The following is a 17253-nucleotide window of genomic DNA, read 5'->3' as shown; positions in this document are numbered from 1 at the left end:
CGTGCAGTGTACCGCAAAATGCAACTGAGTGGCATTAGCTTGGTGCCCAGTCTCCCCGCGCGCAGGGGGGCTGAGGAGAGGAGTGACCGCAGGGTGTTAAGTCAGCCAGATCAGGCTGGCCATGCGTCCGGTGGTCTGTTCGCGGCGGTAGGAGAAGAAGCGCGCGCTGTCGCTCACTGTGCACAGGTCGCCGCCGTAGATGGCGGTCACACCGGCGGCGTTGAGGCGCTGGCGGGCGAGCAGGTAGATGTCGGCCAGCCATTTGCCGTCCGCGGCGCCGGGTTTGAAGGCGGCGGCGGCGTTGGCATCATGGGCAATAAAGGCCTCGCGGACTTCGCTGCCGACCTCGAAGGCGTCCGGGCCGATGGCCGGGCCGAGCCAGGCCATGATTTCTGCTGGCTCGGTCTGCATGGCGGCAAGGGTGGCTTCGAGAACGCCGTTGCACAATCCGCGCCAGCCGGCGTGCGCGGCGGCGACAACCGTGCCGGCGCGATCACAGAACAGCACTGGCAGGCAGTCGGCGGTCATGACAACACATACTGCGTTAGGTGTATGGCTGTAGCTCGCGTCAGCATTTGGCTTGGGCTCAATACCTGCGGCATCGACCACGGTTGTGCCGTGAATCTGGTTCAGCCAGCGCGGTGTGCCGGCCACCATGCCATTAAGGATGGCACGGTTGGCCGCGACCGTTGCTGGGTCATCGCCTACGTGATCGCCCAGATTCAGGCTGGCGTAGGGCGGCAGGCTATTGCCGCCTGAGCGGGTGGTTTGTAGGGCATGCACATTGGCCGGCGCCGGCCAGTCCGGAAGGATGAGGCCGGGCTTGCCGGCGGCACGCTCAGTCGCGGACATAGATGATCTCGCAGTCGTGATCGTCATCGTCGTCATCCCAGTCCTCATCTTCGTCATCGTCCGGATGGGCGTCGAAGCGCAGCGCAGCCAGCAATGCGTCGAAGTCGGCAGGGATCGGGGCCTTCCATTGCATGGTCTTGCCGGTTTCCGGGTGGACCAGTGCAAGCTTTCTGGCGTGCAGCGCCTGACGGGCCAGATCTTCCAGGGCCAGATCGACTTCGGGGCTGACCTTGACCGGACGGGCGTTGTAGACCGAATCGGCAGCCAGCGGGTGCCCGATGTGCGCCATGTGTACGCGGATCTGATGGGTACGGCCGGTTTCCAGCCGGCATTCGACCAGTGTGTGCGCATTGAAGCGCTCCAGTACCCGATAGTGGGTAATGGCGGGCTTGCCGGTATGCACCACGGCCATCTTGACGCGATCGCGCGGGTGGCGGCCAATCGGCGCGTCTACCGTGCCGTCTGCGCCGACCTGTCCCTGGGCGACGGCCAGGTAGTGGCGCTTTACGGTGCGGGCCTGCAGCTGTTGCACCAGATTGTTCTGCGCGCTCAAGGTTCGTGCGACGACCATCAGGCCGCTGGTGTCCTTGTCCAAGCGGTGCACGATGCCGGCGCGCGGCACCGTTTTCAGCTCGGGGTAGTGGAACAGCAGCGCGTTAAGCAGCGTGCCTGACCAGTTGCCGCTGCCTGGATGCACCACCAGCCCGGCCGGTTTGTTGATGATGATGATGGCGTCGTCGTCGTACAGGACATCCAGCGCGATGTCTTCCGGCGTAAAGGCGATTTCGTCAGGATTGGGCTGAGCGGTAACGGCCAGAGCCTCGCCACCCCAGAGCTTGTGCTTGGGGGCGGTAATGGTCTGTCCGTCAACATCGACCAGCCCGTCCTTGATCCACAGCGTGAGGCGGCTGCGGGAAAAATCGGGGATCAGTTGTGCCAGTGCAGCATCCAAGCGCATGCCGGCGCATTCGGCTGGCACGGTAAGGACACGGCGCTCGTCTAACTCGCTATAATCGTCGAGTTCGAAATCAGGATTTGTCATGAAAGCCATTCTACCGCGTTTCCTGTTGTCTGCTTGCGCCCTTGCGCTCGTTACCGCCTGCTCGTCGACCAAGTCGCCCGAGGTGGAGATTGTGAAAGTTCAGACCGATTCGGCTGACCAGTTGTTCAATCAGGGCAAGTCGCTGCAGGCGGCGGGCAGCTGGGCTGACTCGAACAAGACGTTCGAGCAGCTTGAAGCCAAGTATCCGTATGGCCGCTACTCGCAGCAGGTGCAGCTCGAGATGGCCTACAACTACTACAAGGATCAGGAGCCGGTCCTGGCGCTGGCCGCGATTGACCGCTTCATGAAGCAGAACCCGGCGCATCCCAGCATGGACTATGCGCTCTATCTGAAGGGTCTGGTTTCCTTCAATGATTCGCAAGGCTTCTTGTCCACCGTCTTTCCGCAGGACATGTCCGAGCGTGATCCGCAAGCTGCCCGCGAGTCGTTTGCCGCTTTCAAGGAGCTGGTGACGCGCTATCCGGACAGCAAGTACGCCCCGGATGCCACTACCCGGATGAATTATCTGCTGGGCGTGCTGGCCAGCTACGAACTGCACGTGGCGAAGTATTACTTCAAGCGAGGTGCGTACTTGGCTGCAGCCAACCGCGGCAATCTGCTGATCAATACCTACACCAACACCAAACAGGTCGAACAGGCGCTGGGGCTGATGATCCAGTCCTACGACAAGCTGGGCCTCACTACCTTGCGTGATGATGCCAAGCGAGTGCTGCAGAAAAACTTCCCGAACAGCACGGCTGCCGGCGATGACATGACTGTCGACACCAACTGGTGGAAGCCCTTCTAAAGTTATTTGCGAAAATGAGTGCGCAGTGCTTGACAGGGGTTAAATCGATGTCTAGAATGCGCAGCTCTTGTCGGGGGTATAGCTCAGTTGGGAGAGCGCTTGCATGGCATGCAAGAGGTCATCGGTTCGATCCCGTTTACCTCCACCAAGACCAAATTTGACAGATTGCGTTGCGTTGGATTGTTGGCAACACAGTTTTGTCCCCATCGTCTAGAGGCCTAGGACACCGCCCTTTCACGGCGATAACCGGGGTTCGAATCCCCGTGGGGACGCCACTTCAAAGTGGAAAAGCAGCAAATGCCCTAGTTTGCTGCTGGCCATCAACAATCGTGGGGGTATAGCTCAGTTGGGAGAGCGCTTGCATGGCATGCAAGAGGTCATCGGTTCGATCCCGTTTACCTCCACCACCAGACACACAGGAAACTGTATGTCCCCATCGTCTAGAGGCCTAGGACACCGCCCTTTCACGGCGATAACCGGGGTTCGAATCCCCGTGGGGACGCCACATACCTGCAGTCAAAACCAGAAGCCGGCCTTGCGCCGGCTTTTGGCTTTTCAGCACTGGCGTGAAAGGAGCGGTGAGCATGCGCATTTGCTGTATCTACACGGGCGGTACCATCGGTTGCCAGCCAGGGCCCGAGGGCTTGGCACCGGCACTGGATGATGTTGCGGAGCGCTTGCACGCGCTGCTTGAGCCGCGGGAGTTGCTGAGCTTTCGTTCCTTGCCCCGCTTGCTGGATTCTTCCTGCATGCAGCCTAGCGACTGGCAGGTCATTGCCCGTGAGGTTGCGCAGGCGCTGCAGGATCATGATGGCGTGCTGCTGCTGCACGGAACCGATACCATGGCCTACACGGCTGCGGCGCTCAGTTTCATGCTGGATGGGTTGGCACAGCCGGTATTGCTCACTGGTGCCCAGCGCCCCTGGTTTATGCCGGGTTCCGATGCGCCTGCCAATGTGCAATTGGCGTTGCAGGCGCTAAGGCAGCCGCAGGCGGGTGTCTGGCTGGCCTTTGGTGGCGAATTGCTGCATGGACGCTATGTGCATAAATGGGATGCCGACGCTGACCGGGCATTTATCGCTCCGAATGCCCCGGCGCATGCGCGTGCTCCCGCCTCGGTGGCTGCCCGGCCGGTGTCATGTCGCCCTTTGGCGGACGACGCGAGCGTGCTGGCGCTCAAGCTCTATCCGGGTTGCTCGGCTGCCTGGCTGGGGCAGGGCTTGCTTGCACGTCCGCCCGATGCGCTGGTGCTGGAATGCTACGGCAGTGGCAATCTGCCTGACGATCCCGATTTGCTGGCTGCGCTGCTGCGGCTCGCCGGGCAGGGTGTGCCGATTGTGGTGGCAAGCCAGTGTCCTGCAGGCACTGTGCGGCTTGGTGTCTATCAGGCTGGCTCGGTGCTGGCCAGAATTGGCGCGATTCCGGCGGGGCGACTGGGTTCGGCGGCCTGCGTGGCACAGTTGCATGTTCTGCTCGCCGAGTGCGCGAACACGGATGAGTTGCGCAGCCGCTGGCAGAATGCGTGATTTTCTCGGGCTGGCTGTGGTATAGTTGCGTCCTCATTGACGTTGCCCTTGCGGTAGCGCTCCATGGCGGGTCTCCCCGCATGGCTAGAAGGTGAACCTGGTCAGGTCCGGAAGGAAGCAGCCACAGCTTTTGATGCCAGTGCCGGGGGTCGGGCTCGCCACCCCTCCCTTTGATTTGTCCGCTGAAACGACTGTCCGGAGCATTGTTGAGCCCCGTCAAGGACGCGTTGCGCCTGTCACGGCACAATGGGTTTCGCAAGCTGATGCTTCGTGTATCTCCAGTGGTAATTTCCGCCGCGTCTTTACGCGGCGGTTTTTTTTGCCCAGCTGTCGCGTGCTTCTTGATCACTGCAGGGTTGATCTGGAAAACAAAAACCCCGCCATGGCGGGGTTTTTGTGGAGGGAGGCCGATTACTCGACTTTGGCCTTCTTGGTCAGGTCTTCGACGATTTTCTGTGCCTGTTCCTGCTTCTTCTTCTCGGCCAGTTGCTCCTTCACGTCTTTGAATTCCGGAGCCTTGTTGTCCTGCACGTCATCGATCTTGATGATGTGGAAGCCGTATTCGGTTTTTACCGGCTCCTTGCTGATCTGCCCCTTGCTCATGGTGTTCATGGCAGCGGCAAAGGCTGGAACGAACATCTTCGGATCCACCCACTCGCCTTGCGGGCCACCCAGCGAGCCGCCCTGAACGGCACTACCCTTGTCCATGGACTTGGCCTTGGCCAGATCTTCGAACTTCTTGCCCTTTTTCAGTTCTGCCAGAATGGCGTTGGCTTCGGCGTCGGTCTTCACCAGAATGTGGCGAGCCTTGTATTTTTTCGGGCTCATGCCGGCCTTGATCTTGTCGTAGTCGGCTTTCAGATCGGCATCAGAAACCTGGATCTTGCCCATGATGTCATTACCCAGTGCGCCGATCAGCATCTGCTGACGGGCCATATCCAGTTGTGCCTGGAATTCCGGGCTCTTGTCCAGGCCACGCTTGGCGGCTTCTTGGGAGAGAATTTCGTCCTGGACCAGCTTTTCCTTGATGCGGGCGCGCAGTTCCGGGCTGTCCTTCTGGCCACGCTGGCTCAGTTGCTTCAATGCCGCGTTCATGCGGCTGTCCGGAATGGCGACGCCATTCACGGTGGCGACGGCGGCGCTGGCAACCATCGAGGTCATGCCCAGCGACAGGGCGGCAACAGCGAGGGTGATGCGGGTGGGCTTGAACATGCAGTTTCCTTCGTTTCGTGGTTATCCGGCCTGAGGGCCGGTTCTTTTAGAACTCGGTAGGCGTAAGTGCCCGGATACTGAGTGCGTGAATGCGGTGCGGCATCAGCTCCTTGAGCAGATCCTTGACCATGCGATGCCGCTCCAGCAGTTTTCTGCCTTCGAATGCGTTGCTCACAATGACCAGATTGAAGTGCCCGCCGCCGCTGTTCCCCGCATGCCCGGCATGTGCCGCGCTGTCGTCCTCGATATCGAGGGCTTCGGGAGTCAGGGGGGCAAGGCGCTGGCGGATTTCATCGGCTAGAGTCATTGCTCAGGGCAGTACGTGCTTGAAAGGTTTGACAACGACGTCGGCGTACACTCCGGCGGCAACGTAGGGGTCGGCCTCAGCCCAGTTGCGGGCGTCGTCCAGCGAAGCAAATTCAGCCACGATCAGGCTGCCGGAAAAGCCGGCTGGTCCCGGGTCTGTGCTGTCGATGGCAGGAAAGGGGCCGGCCAGTACCAGTCGCCCTTCGGTCTTCAGTGCTTGCAGGCGTTCCAGGTGGGCGGGGCGGCTGCCAAGACGGCGTTCCAGCGAATCTGCGACGTCGGTGCCGATGATACTGTAGAGGGGCATGGTGAATTCTCTTAAGCTTTATTCAGATTTGACCTCGGCAACACCATCCGGGGTTTCGGTGATGTGGCGCGACAGGTAGATGCTCTGACCGATCACAAACAGGATGGTCATGCCGATGGTGCCGAAGACCTTGAATTTGACCCACAGGTCTTCGCGCAACTGGTCGCAGGTCGCTTGGGGAGTGCACTGACTGAACGTGTCGAAGCTTAACCAGAAAGCGCTGGGGTAATGGAAGGCGACCAGTACATTCAGTACTGCCATGCCGGCGAAAAAGAGTGCCCAGGCCCACAGCAGGCGCGTCCAGATGGCTTCGGGCAGCACCAGTTGCGCGCCCATCATTTTCTCGATGACGTTTATGCGTTTCACATACCAGCCGCCGAGCAAGATGCTGGCAAACAGCGCGTACAGCGCGGTAGGCTTCCAGTAAATGAAGGTGCTGTTGTGGAACAGGAGGGTGGCGCCGCCGAGTACGGTGATCAATCCCAGGTTGATCCACAACATCTTCTCGACCTTGCGGTGGCGCACCAGGCTATAAATGACCTGTCCGAGCGTCGCGACGATGGCTGTACCGGTGGCGATATAGATGTTCTTGGTGGCGGTGTAGGCGCCGAAAAACAGCAGGATGGGGAATAGCTCGAACAGAAATTTCATGCTTAAACCTGAAGTTGAGCGCAGATTATGCGGCCGTAATGGGGGCGCGGCAAGCTAGCGCCGGTGTGAATCCTGCATAGCAGATCATGGCGTGAGATCGCTCACAATACATGGTCATGTACAGCCTTGGCCGGCAATAATTGCATGGCTTGCATGTATATACCTCATGGATAGCTGGTTTAGCGCCGGGTGAGCTCATCCCAGAGCTTGTTCAGCCGCTTCATTGAGACCGGGTAGGGGGTGCGCAGTTCCTGGGCAAACAGCGAGATGCGCAGTTCCTCGATCATCCAGCGGAACGGCAGCAGCGGGGCGGTATCGCGGCCTTCGCGTTGCCACTTGGCCAGTTCGCCCTCCCAGCGTTGCCACAGTTCGTGTATTTCCGCCCCGCGCTGAGCGTCGCGGGCGGGATTGGCGGTGCGTTTTTCCAGGCGCACGCGCATGGCCTTGAGATACAGCGGCAGGCGCGGTAGCTGCTCCCAGTCCGTGCGCTGCATGAAGCCAGGGTATATGAGCAGCGAGAGCTGATTTTTTAGCTCCTGGCTTAATACCCCTGCCTTGGCAATTACGCCGCAGACGGAGGTGTATTCAGCAGCAACCTCGGTGAGGGCGCGCAGCGCCGCGTCACGCACCGAGGGTAGGCGCACCTTCGCGCGGCTTTTCTGTTCATCGAACTCCTTCTTTCTGCGCGGTGGCTCGTCTTCGCCCAGAAAGGCACGATTGCAGATGCAGGCTGTAATGTCATCCAGCAGCAGGTCGGCGTTGCCCAGTGCACGCAGCTGAATCGCCAGCTGGCTGAAGTTGGGTAGTGCTTTGGGTAGTTGTTTGACGTGTTCCTTCAGCTCGAGCTGCAGCAGCCGTACCACGCCTTCACGGTGAGCTGCCAGTGCTGCGTGTTCGGTATCAAACAGGCGGATGGCCAGTTGCTCCTCATCGGGGATGAGTGCCGGATAGCCGGTCATGTTGCGGCCATTGCGCTTGAAGTTGAGCTTGGCCGGCAGATCGCCGAAATCCCACTTGGTAATACCGGATTTCTCGATGCCGTTGCTGTCGTCGGCCGAATCGCGGAAAGTGAGTTGTGCCGCTTCGCCCAGCTGGGCGCGCAATGCAATCAGATCGCGGCCGCTTGCCAGCTCCTGGCCGGCGTCGTCGATGATGCGAAAGCGCATCTGCAGGTGAGCCGGCAGCTCGACCGAAGCAAAGTCGTCGCTGCTGACTGGCTGACCGATGCCGCGGGTAACGGCTTGGGCGAGTTGGGGCAGGAGCGGTTCCTCACGGCTGGCGTGTTCCAGCTCATCCAGCATGCGGGTGGCAAATTCAGGCACGGGAACGCACTGGCGGCGCAGCGGTTTGGGTAGTGCCTTGATCAGTAGCGTGATTTTCTCGCGCAGCATGCCGGGTACCAGCCAGTCAAACGTGGCGTGATTGACGCGGTTCAAAAGGTGCAATGGCAGCGTCAGCGTGACGCCATCGAGCGCATGGCCGGGTTCGAAGCGGTAAGCGAGTTTCAGCTTTGCGTCGGCCAGCTTGAAAATTTCGGGGTATTGCTCCTCGGTGACGGCCGCCGCGCCGTGGCGCATCAGGTCGTCACGTCCCAGGTAGAGCAGCTTCGGGCTGGCTTTTTCGGCTTCCTTGCGCCATGCCTCGAAGCCAGCGGCGTTGACCACCTCAGCAGGAACGAGGGCGTCGAAGAAGCGGAACAGGGCCTCTTCGTCGACCAGTACGTCCTGCCGGCGCGATTTGTGTTCAAGTTCTTCCACGTCCAGCAGCATCGCTAGGTTGTGATCGCTGAATTTACCCGAGGTTTTCAGGTTGAACTGCACCAGCCCTTCACGAATCAGCAATTCACGGGCTTCAGTCGGATTGATCGCACCGTAATGCACCTTGCGCTTGTTGACGACAGGCAGGCCGTATAGCGTCACACGCTCCTGCGCGACCACCTGACCCTGATCCTTTTCCCAGTGCGGATCGAAGTACTGGCGCTTGACCAGGTGCGGGGCGAGGTGTTCGACCCATTCCGGTTCGATGGCCGCCACACAGCGGGCATAGAGCTTGCTGGTTTCGACCAGCTCGCCGGCAACGACCCATTTCGGGCGTGATTTTTTGAGCCCGGTTCCGGGAAAAACATGGAACTTGATGCCGCGCGCGCCGAGGTATTCGTCGGATTCCTGCGATTTCATGCCGATTTGCCCCAAGAGGCCGGTCAGCAGCGCCTTGTGGATCTGCTCGTAGGTGCCGGGCTTGCTGTTGGTTTGCCAGCCCAGGTCCTCGACAATGTCGGCGAGCTGGCGATGCAGGTCGCGCCATTCCCGCAGGCGCAGCCACGAGAGGAAGTGTTCGTGGCAGCGTTGCACCAGTTGGCGGTTTGAGGATTTTTCAGAAGATTCCTTCTCGTACCACTGCCACAGATGCAGATAGGCTAGGAAATCGGATTTTTCGTCGTTGAATTTCTGCTGTGCGCGGTGGGCGGCTTCGCGCGCGTCGAAGGGGCGCTCGCGCGGGTCTTGCACCGAGAGTGCACTGGCAATGATCAGAATTTCACTCAGGCAGTGCTGCTCGAGGCCGGCCAGCAGCATGCGCGCAAGACGTGGGTCGACCGGCAGGCGGGCGAGTTGCTGGCCAGTGGGTGTTAGGGTATCGCTCTCATCGACAGCGCCCAGCTCGCGTAGCTGCGCATACCCATCAGCAATAAGCTTGCCTGAGGGTTCTTCGATAAAGGGAAATGCGTCAACTCGCCCCAGCTTGAGTGCCGCCATGCGCAGGATGACTGCGGCGAGGCTGGAGCGAACGATTTCCGGGTCGGTAAAGGGTGGGCGTAGCTTGAAATCGTCTTCGCTGTACAGGCGCACGCAGATGCCCGAGGCGACTCGACCGCAGCGGCCGGCGCGCTGGCGGGCGCTGGCCTGGCTGATTTTTTCCACTTGCAGTTGTTCGACCTTGGCGCGCGGGCTGTAGCGATTGACCCGGGCTAGTCCGGTGTCGATCACGTAGCGGATCCCCGGGACGGTAAGGGACGTCTCGGCGACGTTGGTGGCCAGTACCACGCGCCGGCCATTACTCGGGCGGAAAATGCGTTGCTGGTCTTCATTTGACAGGCGGGCGAACAGCGGCAGGATTTCGGCGTCCCGCAGCTTGGCCTTGCGCAGTTCCTCGGCGGTTTCACGAATTTCGCGCTCGCCGGGCAGGAAAACCAGTACGTCACCATTGCCGTCGCACGCCCAGAGCTTGCCGATGGCATCGGCGACCGCTTCTTCCATTTCGATTTCGGCGTCGTCTTCGTCGCGCGCCGCCAGTGGTGCGTAACGGACCTCGACCGGGTAAGTGCGCCCGGAGACTTCGATCACTGGTGCGTTGTTGAAGTGCTTGCTGAAGCGTTCTGCATCGATGGTGGCTGAGGTGATGATGACTTTCAGATCCGGCCGGCGTGGCAGCAGTTGCTTGAGATAGCCCAGCAGAAAGTCGATGTTCAGACTGCGTTCGTGAGCCTCGTCGATGATGATCGTGTCATAGGCGTTGAGGTATTTGTCCGACAGGGTTTCTGCCAGAAGAATGCCGTCGGTCATCAGCTTGATGTAGCTGCCCGCGCTGGATTTTTCGGTAAAACGGACCTTGTATCCAACATGCTGGCCGAGTTCGCTGTCGAGTTCCTGTGCGATGCGCTGCGCCACCGAGCGCGCGGCAAGCCGGCGTGGCTGGGTGTGGCCGATCAAACCATGCACGCCCCGACCGAGTGCCAGGCAGAGTTTGGGAAGCTGGGTCGTCTTGCCGGAGCCAGTCTCCCCGCAGACGATAACCACCTGGTGATCGCGGATCGCCTGCAGCAGCTCGTCACGCTTCTGGTTGACAGGCAGGGCTTCGTCAAACCGCGGTTGCGGCAGCTGGGCGCGGCGGCGGCTGGTTTTCTCGAGCGAGGTGCTCAGCTGCTGTTCCAGCTGGGCTTGCAGGCGGTCGGCTGGCTGCTTGCGCTGTATACGCTCCTGCACGTTGCGCGCCAGACGCACTAGCGCATGGCGGTCTGCGCTCTGGCAGTCGGAGAGTTGTTGCTGGAGTGCGGCGGGCAGGCGGGACATCGGCGACGCTGTCGGGAGTGACAAACCGCTGATTTTAGCATGGCAGCCGGGATCAGCTGCCCAGTACGATCAGGTGGGCGGGGCGACTGGAGCGACTGACAGGGTGAATGGCACAGGGAATGGCCGGTGCGTTGGCGCGTTCCAGGGTGTTCGCGCTGGTCGTTTCGGCTTGCTGTAGTGCGGCGGCGTTACTGGCGAGCTGGTCCAGTGGTTCGCCGATCAGCTCCGTCGGGGTGAGGCCGAGCAGATCGCAGGCGGCATAGTTGGCAAACTCAACCACACCATCTTCTACCAGCAGGAAGGGGTGCGGGAGGGCGTCGGCCATGGCGTGCAGCAGGCTGTCGCCACTTGCCAGTGCGCTCTCTGCTGCCTTGAGGTGGGTGATGTCGATGGCGATGTTCAGAATATAGGTTTCGTCGTCGCGCAGTAGCGGCTGTTTGGTGACGTCGAACCAGTGCACTTGGCCGTTGGGTAGTGTCCATTGATCGAGCAGGCGCACCGAGCGTTGCTGCTCGAGTACTTCCTCGTCACCGGTGGCAAACGGGCGATCCGGATCGAGCCAGGCCATGTGCGATTGAACCAGTAGTTCATGGCCGAGTGTGCTTTGTGTGGCGCGGTTAACCAGCAGGAAGCGGCCGTGGCGATCTCGCACGAAAACAAGCGCAGGAGTTGCATCGATGATCTGATGTACAAACAGCTGTTGGTGCAGCAATGCCTCTTCCATCGCTTTGATGTGACTGATGTCGCGGATCACCGCAAGGCAACGGTTGCCTTCGAGTGGAACCAGACGGGCTTCGTAGGTGCTCTGTTCGCCATCCTGACCGAGCTGATATTCGAAGCGCTGTGGTGTTTCGTCACTCTGGAGGGCAATCAGCGCTTCCAGATAGAGTCGTGCAGCCCGGCTGGGCAGGATGTTGCTGAGGCGGTCTTTGTCGCCCGCGCCATCCGGATGTTTTTCCAGGCGGTTGCGGTTGAGCGGTGTGATGGTGCGGTCGCTGCCTTCGATCAGCCACAAGAGATCAGGGATGTCGCCGAGCAGTTCGCCCTGGGAGGGGCGTGGGAGTCTGGCAATCGTGGTGGCAGCAGCGGGAATGTGGCGGTGTCGAGCCTGATGGCGCAGTCGTTCGGAATGCAGCGCGGCGATATTGCAGGCGGCGGCGGCAACAAGCAGAGTCAGGCCGGCAAGACTGTGGCCAGTGCTGATTAGCGCGAAGGAAATGAGAAGCAGCAGGCAGCCAAAGGCAAGAATCTGGCAGGAGGGGCGTTGAAACCAGGCGGTGGAATTAGTATTCGCGGGTGCCCTTTCGGCCATTGTCGAGTTCCTGTCGAGTGGGTCGTCTCGGGTGCTGGAATGCAAGTGTAACCGGAAAGAGTACCAGTGTGACCAGCGCATTGCTGAATCGTGGTGGAGGCACAACAGAAAGGGAGATTGGCGGAGCGGACGGGGCTCGAACCCGCGACCCCCGGCGTGACAGGCCGGTATTCTAACCAACTGAACTACCGCTCCGCAGCGGTGGTGGGTTGTGACGGGATCGAACCGCCGACATTCTGCTTGTAAGGCAGACGCTCTACCAACTGAGCTAACAACCCATATTGAGGTGCTGCTGATTACTGCTGTGTTGCTGGCGGAGCGGACGGGGCTCGAACCCGCGACCCCCGGCGTGACAGGCCGGTATTCTAACCAACTGAACTACCGCTCCGCAGCGGTGGTGGGTTGTGACGGGATCGAACCGCCGACATTCTGCTTGTAAGGCAGACGCTCTACCAACTGAGCTAACAACCCACTGGATGATGCCATTTTACTGCTGTGTTGCTGGCGGAGCGGACGGGGCTCGAACCCGCGACCCCCGGCGTGACAGGCCGGTATTCTAACCAACTGAACTACCGCTCCGCAGCGGTTTTTCTTCTGACGGACTGGTGGGCGGTGACGGGATCGAACCGCCGACATTCTGCTTGTAAGGCAGACGCTCTACCAACTGAGCTAACCGCCCGTCGTCTGAAGAGGGGCGCATTTAATCATGCGGGTTTGGAGGCGTCAAGCGCTTTTGCAAGAAAAAAAGGAAGTTATCTGCCGCTGTTTGTGCCCAACGGCAGTAAGTCTTTGTTTGCAATGAGGCTTGTGTTCAGACAAATACGTCGATTTTATTGCGGCTCTCGGCCATTTTTTGAGCGACGGCCTGATTGTCCTGGATACGCTGCAGTGCAGATTCGGCAATATTGCCTTTGCGGCGATCCAGACGGTCCGCGTTATCGAGGACTTCTCGCATGGTTTGCTGGGCACCCTGCATCAGGGTCTGGGAGACCTGCACACTGAATGTGCGCAAACTGCCGATATCACTCATGGCTGTCATCCGTTGGTCGATTTGATGGGTAAAATCAGCATCGGCTTATGTACGATGCCTTGGTGTCATTATATGATCGCGCCAGTTGAAGGGAGTCTGAATTCGATGAAACGCGGTACAGCCGGCATGGCACCCCAGGATCAGCGCGCTGCCGTGCGCGTACCGGTGCGCTGCAAGGTCAAGCTGCGCCTGCCCGATCTTGGTCTTTCGCATTATGGCGAGTGCACGGATCTCAGTGTCAGTGGCCTGACTGTCCAGACCAGTTATGTACCCAGGCCCAGCGAGGAATTCCAGGTGTTTGTCATGCCGCCCGCTTCGCCGGGTGTTGCCCGCCAACCCATGGCATTGCAGGTTCGTGTCATGCGCTGCCATGCGCTCAAGCAGTCCGGTTTGTACGAACTTGGGCTCTCCATTCTGAACGTCCTGCGCTGATGCGATGCTGGCGTGATAAGCTAGCGCCCCGCGTATTTTCTTTTCGCTAGCCCCATCATGGCTGTCATTGCTTTACGTATCGATGTGACCCGCATCGCTGGCGCCGAAAAGGCGCTGCCCTTGTTGTTGCCTTTGCTGGCGGAGCAGGGGGGCACTGCAACAGTTTTTTTCAGTATGGGAGCGGATCGCTCCGGTAAATCGTGGCTGGAGACCTGGCGCTTGCGCAAACAGCTGGGTTGGAGTGCGTTGGCATATGGTCGTCTGCGGCCTGCGCCGATTCTGGCGCGCCGTTGTGCGGCACTGATCCGTCAGGTTGGCGACCATGGTCACGAGTGCGGAGTCATGCCAGCATCCCGCCATGACTGGCTGGCTTTGCTGGAGCAGCGTTTTGTTGCAGAGTCCGCCTTCGAGGCCGAATTGCTTGCTGGCATTGCCGCCTATCGCGAGCTCTTCGATAGGCTGCCCCTGTATTTTTCCGCCCCGGATCAGCGAATGAGTCGCAGTGCCTACCGGCTGTTGCAACGTCATGGCTTTGCGGCAGTCAGTGCCATGGATGGCGAAATGCCGTTCCTGCCAGTAGCGGATGGCGAACCAGTGCAATGCCTGGCTTTGCCTGTGAATTTGCCTGCGCTGACTACCTTGTTGCATTCGCCACAGGAACAGGAAGCACTATTGCGCCGCAGTGCCGGCTGGGTTGATGGAGATTATTCGCTGTTTGCACTTGACTCTGTCGATCTGCTTGCCGAAGGCGCGCTTGATTTATTCCGTCAGCTCTTGGCTGCCTGGATTGCGCAAGGGCATCAGGTCCGAGGCGTATCGGCGCTGCTTGAAACATGGCCCCAGAACGATGTGCCTTTTCATGCCATCGAATGGGGAGGCCGGGGGCGGCCGGATCGCGAGGGCTTGCGCTTCCCGTAGCCAGCAGCAATCAAAAACGCCGCTCTTAGCGGCGTTTTCTTTGGGGTGAGCTTAACAATCAGCCATCTGCGGTGATCTGCAGAATCAGCTCGCGCAGCTTGTCGGAAGCTTCGTCATTGCCAACCTGGCAGGTGCCGGCATTTTCATGGCCGCCGCCCCCGTATTTGAGCATCAGCTCACCGACATTGGTCTGCGATGAGCGGTTCAGGATCGATTTGCCGGTGGCAAAGACCGTGTTCTGCTTTTGTACGCCCCAGAGAACGTGAATCGAGATATTGCACTGGGGGAAGAGCGCGTACACCATGAAGCGGTTGGTTGCGTAAATGGTTTCTTCCTCGCGCAGATCGAGTACTACCAGATTGTCATAGATCCGGCTGCAGCGTAGCAGCTGTTCCTTGGCGGCCTCGGCGTGCTCAAAGTAGAGCTCGACGCGTTCCTTCACGTCGGGTAGCGCCAGGATGTCGTCAATGCCGTGGTCACGGCAATACTTGATCAGATCCATCATCAGCGCATAGTTGCTGATGCGGAATTCGCGGAAGCGTCCCAGTCCGGTACGGGCATCCATCAGGTAATTCAGCAGAACCCAGCCGCTTGGGTTCAGGATCTCGTCGCGGGTAAAGTTGGCCGAATCGCCCTTGTCCACCGCTTCCATCATGTCCGTGCTGATATTCGGAAACCGTGCGGCTCCGCCGTAGTAGTCATACACCACGCGTGCGGCGGAGGGGGCCGCCGGATCAATGATGTGGTTGTCGCGCTCGCCGGTGTTGCGAATGGTTTCCGACAGGTGATGGTCAAATGCCAGATGCGCACCAGCCACATAGGGCAGATTGGTGGTGATGTCGCGCTCGCTGATGGCGATTTTGCCGTCCTGCATGTCTTTCGGATGCACGAACAGGATGTCGTCGATCAGTTCCAGTTCGTTCAGCAGTACCGCGCACACCAGGCCATCGAAGTCGCTGCGTGTGACCAGCCGGTATTTCTGTTCTGCCATGCCTTTCTCCCTTTGTCTGTAATGCTGCAATCGTTTCGACAGCTTCGTTTTAGCCGGTTTTTGCCGACTTCACCACGTTCATCGCGGTTGCCACCAGTCCGGCTACGTCGCCCACGTTTTGCGGCAACAGTACCGTATTGCCTTCCTTGGCCAGATTGGCAAATGCTGCAACATACTGCTCGGCCACTTTCAGGTTCACTGCCTCGATGCCGCCATCATGTCCAATCGCAGCGGCAATGCGCGCAATCGCTTCGGCATTGGCTGTCGCAATCAGGCGAATCGCTTCTGCTTCACCGGTGGCGCGGTTGATCGCTGCCTGCTTTTCACCTTCGGATTCGTTGATCGCCGCCTGCATGTCACCCTGCGAGCGCTGGATCGCCGCTTCACGTTGACCGTTGGCCAGGTTGATCTGCTCCTGGCGCACGCCTTCCGACTGGGCAATCCGCGCGCGTTTTTCCCGCTCGGCGGTGATCTGCTGCTGCATCGAATGCAGGATTTCCTTTGGAGGGGTTAAGTCCTTGATCTCATAGCGTAGAACCTTTACGCCCCAGCTGGTCGCGGCCTCGTCCAGTGCTGACACTACCGCGCGGTTGATGTCGTCGCGTTCCTCAAAGGTCTTGTCCAGTTCCAGTTTGCCGATGACTGAGCGCAGTGTGGTTTGTGCCAGCTGGGTAATTGCCAGTAAGTAATCGCTGGTGCCGTAGGAGGCCTGTTCCGGGTTCATTACCTGGAAGTACAGAATGCCGTCGACCTGCAGCTGGGTGTTATCACGCGTAATGCAAATCTGGCTGGGCACATCCAGTGGTACTTCCTTCAGGCTGTGCTTGTAGGCGATGCGGTCGATAAAGGGAATGACGATATTCAGTCCCGGTTGCAGTACCGCGTGAAAGCGGCCGAGTCGCTCGACTACCCAGGCATTCTGTTGTGGCACGATCTTGAATGTCTTGGCGATGAACACCACCACCAGCAGAAACAGCGCAATCGGAAATGCGTACATGGTTAACCTCCATTTGCAAATAGTAGGGTATGTGCCTGTGAGTTAATTTCGGTAATTAATGTGAATGCATACGGTGGTTGGTATCTAGTCGGGGGTACCTCGACTGATGGTGAAGTGAGTGCCATTGCGCGCGGTAATGTAGTAATACTGCGTCGGCTCGGCATTACTCTCGCCGGTGGCCAGCTCGGCATCCCACTGCGTACCGCGATAATGGATGCGCGCATGGGTGGCATCGATCCAGCTCTCCACCTGCACGCGTTGGCCGCGATCATCATCGCGCTGGGTTTGCAGAGGAATCAGCCGGCTTTTCCAGTGCCTGATCACGCCTAGGCTGACCAGGCAGCCGATGGCCGCGACGATCAGCTGCAGCGCCAGATCGCCCCCCAGCCAGGCCACCAGCGCACCGGGCAGGATGCCCACCGACAGCGCCAGCAAATAGAACGTTCCAGTTGCCATTTCCAGACCGGCCAGCACCAGAGCGGTTACCAGCCACCATGCCAGTATTGACATCGCTTACTCCTTCTTATGAATTGGGGGGGGCGCAGGGTTTTGGGCGCGGCAGGCTGATCGAAGTGTTGGTGAGGGGGCTCAAGTGTATTTTGAATATGTGTACCGAAAAGATTCTAAGGTGTATTGCTTTTGTTGTGCATTAAAACAACGACTTATCGACTTGGTGCGCAAAATTGTCGGGCGGGGTGTTGACGCTTCGAGGGTTGGGCCGTATAGTTCGGCCTCTCTGCTGCTGACGCAGCGAAACAAACGAAGCGAAACGACGAGTTTAGCGAGTTTGGCGGCGTCAGGG

General features: G+C 59.5%; 17 protein-coding genes, 10 tRNA genes and 1 other RNA gene. 9 read left to right on the top strand and 19 right to left on the bottom strand.

Annotation, left to right across the window (positions count from 1 at the left end; translation table 11 throughout):
• Window positions 1-96 precede the first annotated feature (96 nt).
• A complete protein-coding gene (gene pgeF, locus INR99_RS13535; protein ID WP_194116879.1) occupies window positions 97-852 on the bottom strand; it encodes a peptidoglycan editing factor PgeF in 756 nt (251 codons plus the stop codon).
• Window positions 839-1894, bottom strand: coding sequence for a 23S rRNA pseudouridine(1911/1915/1917) synthase RluD (gene rluD, locus INR99_RS13530; RefSeq protein WP_194116878.1), 1056 nt, complete (start codon window positions 1892-1894; stop codon window positions 839-841). Before rluD ends, pgeF begins: the two co-directional genes overlap by 14 nt.
• Between rluD and INR99_RS13525 the strand changes: the two genes are divergently transcribed.
• The 7 genes from INR99_RS13525 (at window position 1893) to ffs (ending at window position 4391) form a co-directional block, all read left to right on the top strand.
• On the top strand, window positions 1893-2702 hold the full coding sequence (locus tag INR99_RS13525; protein WP_194116877.1) for an outer membrane protein assembly factor BamD: 810 nt from the start codon (window positions 1893-1895) through the stop codon (window positions 2700-2702). The genes rluD and INR99_RS13525 overlap by 2 nt on opposite strands.
• A gap of 72 nt (window positions 2703-2774) precedes the next feature.
• Window positions 2775-2850 (top strand) — tRNA-Ala (locus tag INR99_RS13520).
• A 51-nt stretch (window positions 2851-2901) separates the two neighbouring features.
• Window positions 2902-2977, top strand: a tRNA-Glu gene (locus INR99_RS13515).
• A 56-nt stretch (window positions 2978-3033) separates the two neighbouring features.
• Window positions 3034-3109: transfer RNA gene (locus tag INR99_RS13510), tRNA-Ala, on the top strand.
• 22 nt (window positions 3110-3131) lie between these two features.
• A tRNA-Glu gene (locus tag INR99_RS13505) sits at window positions 3132-3207 on the top strand.
• A 79-nt stretch (window positions 3208-3286) separates the two neighbouring features.
• Window positions 3287-4228 (top strand): asparaginase, encoded by a 942-nt coding sequence (locus INR99_RS13500; protein ID WP_194116876.1) that lies wholly within the window; start codon window positions 3287-3289, stop codon window positions 4226-4228.
• A 65-nt stretch (window positions 4229-4293) separates the two neighbouring features.
• Window positions 4294-4391, top strand: an RNA gene (ffs, locus tag INR99_RS13495) — signal recognition particle sRNA small type.
• Window positions 4392-4639: 248 nt separating this feature from the next.
• Here ffs and INR99_RS13490 read toward each other — a convergent pair.
• The 13 genes from INR99_RS13490 to INR99_RS13430 all read right to left on the bottom strand — a co-directional run bounded on the left by INR99_RS13490 (window position 4640) and on the right by INR99_RS13430 (window position 13113).
• Window positions 4640-5440 (bottom strand): peptidylprolyl isomerase, encoded by an 801-nt coding sequence (locus INR99_RS13490; RefSeq protein ID WP_194116875.1) that lies wholly within the window; start codon window positions 5438-5440, stop codon window positions 4640-4642.
• A 46-nt stretch (window positions 5441-5486) separates the two neighbouring features.
• Window positions 5487-5747: a BolA family protein gene (locus tag INR99_RS13485; RefSeq protein ID WP_194116874.1), complete on the bottom strand. Its 261-nt coding sequence runs from the start codon at window positions 5745-5747 to the stop codon at window positions 5487-5489.
• 3 nt (window positions 5748-5750) lie between these two features.
• Window positions 5751-6053, bottom strand: a complete 303-nt coding sequence (locus tag INR99_RS13480; RefSeq protein ID WP_194116873.1) for a YciI family protein — start codon at window positions 6051-6053, stop codon at window positions 5751-5753.
• An 18-nt stretch (window positions 6054-6071) separates the two neighbouring features.
• Window positions 6072-6704, bottom strand: coding sequence for an inner membrane-spanning protein YciB (locus tag INR99_RS13475; RefSeq protein WP_194116872.1), 633 nt, complete (start codon window positions 6702-6704; stop codon window positions 6072-6074).
• 179 nt (window positions 6705-6883) lie between these two features.
• The gene (gene hrpA, locus INR99_RS13470; protein ID WP_194116871.1) at window positions 6884-10771 is read right to left on the bottom strand and encodes an ATP-dependent RNA helicase HrpA; all 3888 of its coding nucleotides are present in this window, start codon (window positions 10769-10771) and stop codon (window positions 6884-6886) included.
• 52 nt (window positions 10772-10823) lie between these two features.
• Window positions 10824-12083: a PAS domain-containing protein gene (locus INR99_RS13465; RefSeq protein ID WP_194116870.1), complete on the bottom strand. Its 1260-nt coding sequence runs from the start codon at window positions 12081-12083 to the stop codon at window positions 10824-10826.
• A gap of 118 nt (window positions 12084-12201) precedes the next feature.
• Window positions 12202-12278, bottom strand: a tRNA-Asp gene (locus tag INR99_RS13460).
• Window positions 12279-12285: 7 nt separating this feature from the next.
• A tRNA-Val gene (locus INR99_RS13455) sits at window positions 12286-12361 on the bottom strand.
• A 33-nt stretch (window positions 12362-12394) separates the two neighbouring features.
• Window positions 12395-12471, bottom strand: a tRNA-Asp gene (locus tag INR99_RS13450).
• Window positions 12472-12478: 7 nt separating this feature from the next.
• Window positions 12479-12554: transfer RNA gene (locus INR99_RS13445), tRNA-Val, on the bottom strand.
• 31 nt (window positions 12555-12585) lie between these two features.
• Window positions 12586-12662: transfer RNA gene (locus INR99_RS13440), tRNA-Asp, on the bottom strand.
• A gap of 24 nt (window positions 12663-12686) precedes the next feature.
• A tRNA-Val gene (locus tag INR99_RS13435) sits at window positions 12687-12762 on the bottom strand.
• Between the two features lie 132 nt (window positions 12763-12894).
• The gene (locus INR99_RS13430; protein WP_194116869.1) at window positions 12895-13113 is read right to left on the bottom strand and encodes a hypothetical protein; all 219 of its coding nucleotides are present in this window, start codon (window positions 13111-13113) and stop codon (window positions 12895-12897) included.
• A 105-nt stretch (window positions 13114-13218) separates the two neighbouring features.
• Here INR99_RS13430 and INR99_RS13425 point away from each other — a divergent pair, with 105 nt between their 5' ends.
• Both INR99_RS13425 and INR99_RS13420 read left to right on the top strand, forming a co-directional pair.
• Window positions 13219-13545 (top strand): PilZ domain-containing protein, encoded by a 327-nt coding sequence (locus tag INR99_RS13425; RefSeq protein ID WP_194116868.1) that lies wholly within the window; start codon window positions 13219-13221, stop codon window positions 13543-13545.
• A 57-nt stretch (window positions 13546-13602) separates the two neighbouring features.
• Complete coding sequence (locus INR99_RS13420) at window positions 13603-14463, top strand: polysaccharide deacetylase family protein (protein WP_194116867.1); 861 nt, start codon at window positions 13603-13605, stop codon at window positions 14461-14463.
• Window positions 14464-14521: 58 nt separating this feature from the next.
• Here INR99_RS13420 and INR99_RS13415 read toward each other — a convergent pair whose 3' ends face one another.
• The 4 genes from INR99_RS13415 to INR99_RS17480 form a co-directional block, all read right to left on the bottom strand.
• Window positions 14522-15454 carry an exopolyphosphatase gene (locus INR99_RS13415; RefSeq protein WP_194116866.1) on the bottom strand — a complete coding sequence of 311 codons (933 nt, stop codon included), beginning with the start codon at window positions 15452-15454 and terminating at the stop codon, window positions 14522-14524.
• Window positions 15455-15503: 49 nt separating this feature from the next.
• Window positions 15504-16451: an SPFH domain-containing protein gene (locus INR99_RS13410; RefSeq protein ID WP_194116865.1), complete on the bottom strand. Its 948-nt coding sequence runs from the start codon at window positions 16449-16451 to the stop codon at window positions 15504-15506.
• An 84-nt stretch (window positions 16452-16535) separates the two neighbouring features.
• Window positions 16536-16961 (bottom strand): NfeD family protein, encoded by a 426-nt coding sequence (locus INR99_RS13405; protein ID WP_194116864.1) that lies wholly within the window; start codon window positions 16959-16961, stop codon window positions 16536-16538.
• A 78-nt stretch (window positions 16962-17039) separates the two neighbouring features.
• Window positions 17040-17253, bottom strand: a 214-nt coding sequence (locus INR99_RS17480) for a hypothetical protein (protein WP_228098317.1), incomplete at its 5' end; no start/stop codon positions are given.

This window comes from Chitinilyticum piscinae, assembly GCF_015223195.1.
In the GTDB taxonomy this organism is placed as follows: Bacteria; Pseudomonadota; Gammaproteobacteria; order Burkholderiales; family Chitinibacteraceae; genus Chitinilyticum; species Chitinilyticum piscinae.
This window is presented reverse-complemented; position numbering and strand designations above follow the sequence as displayed.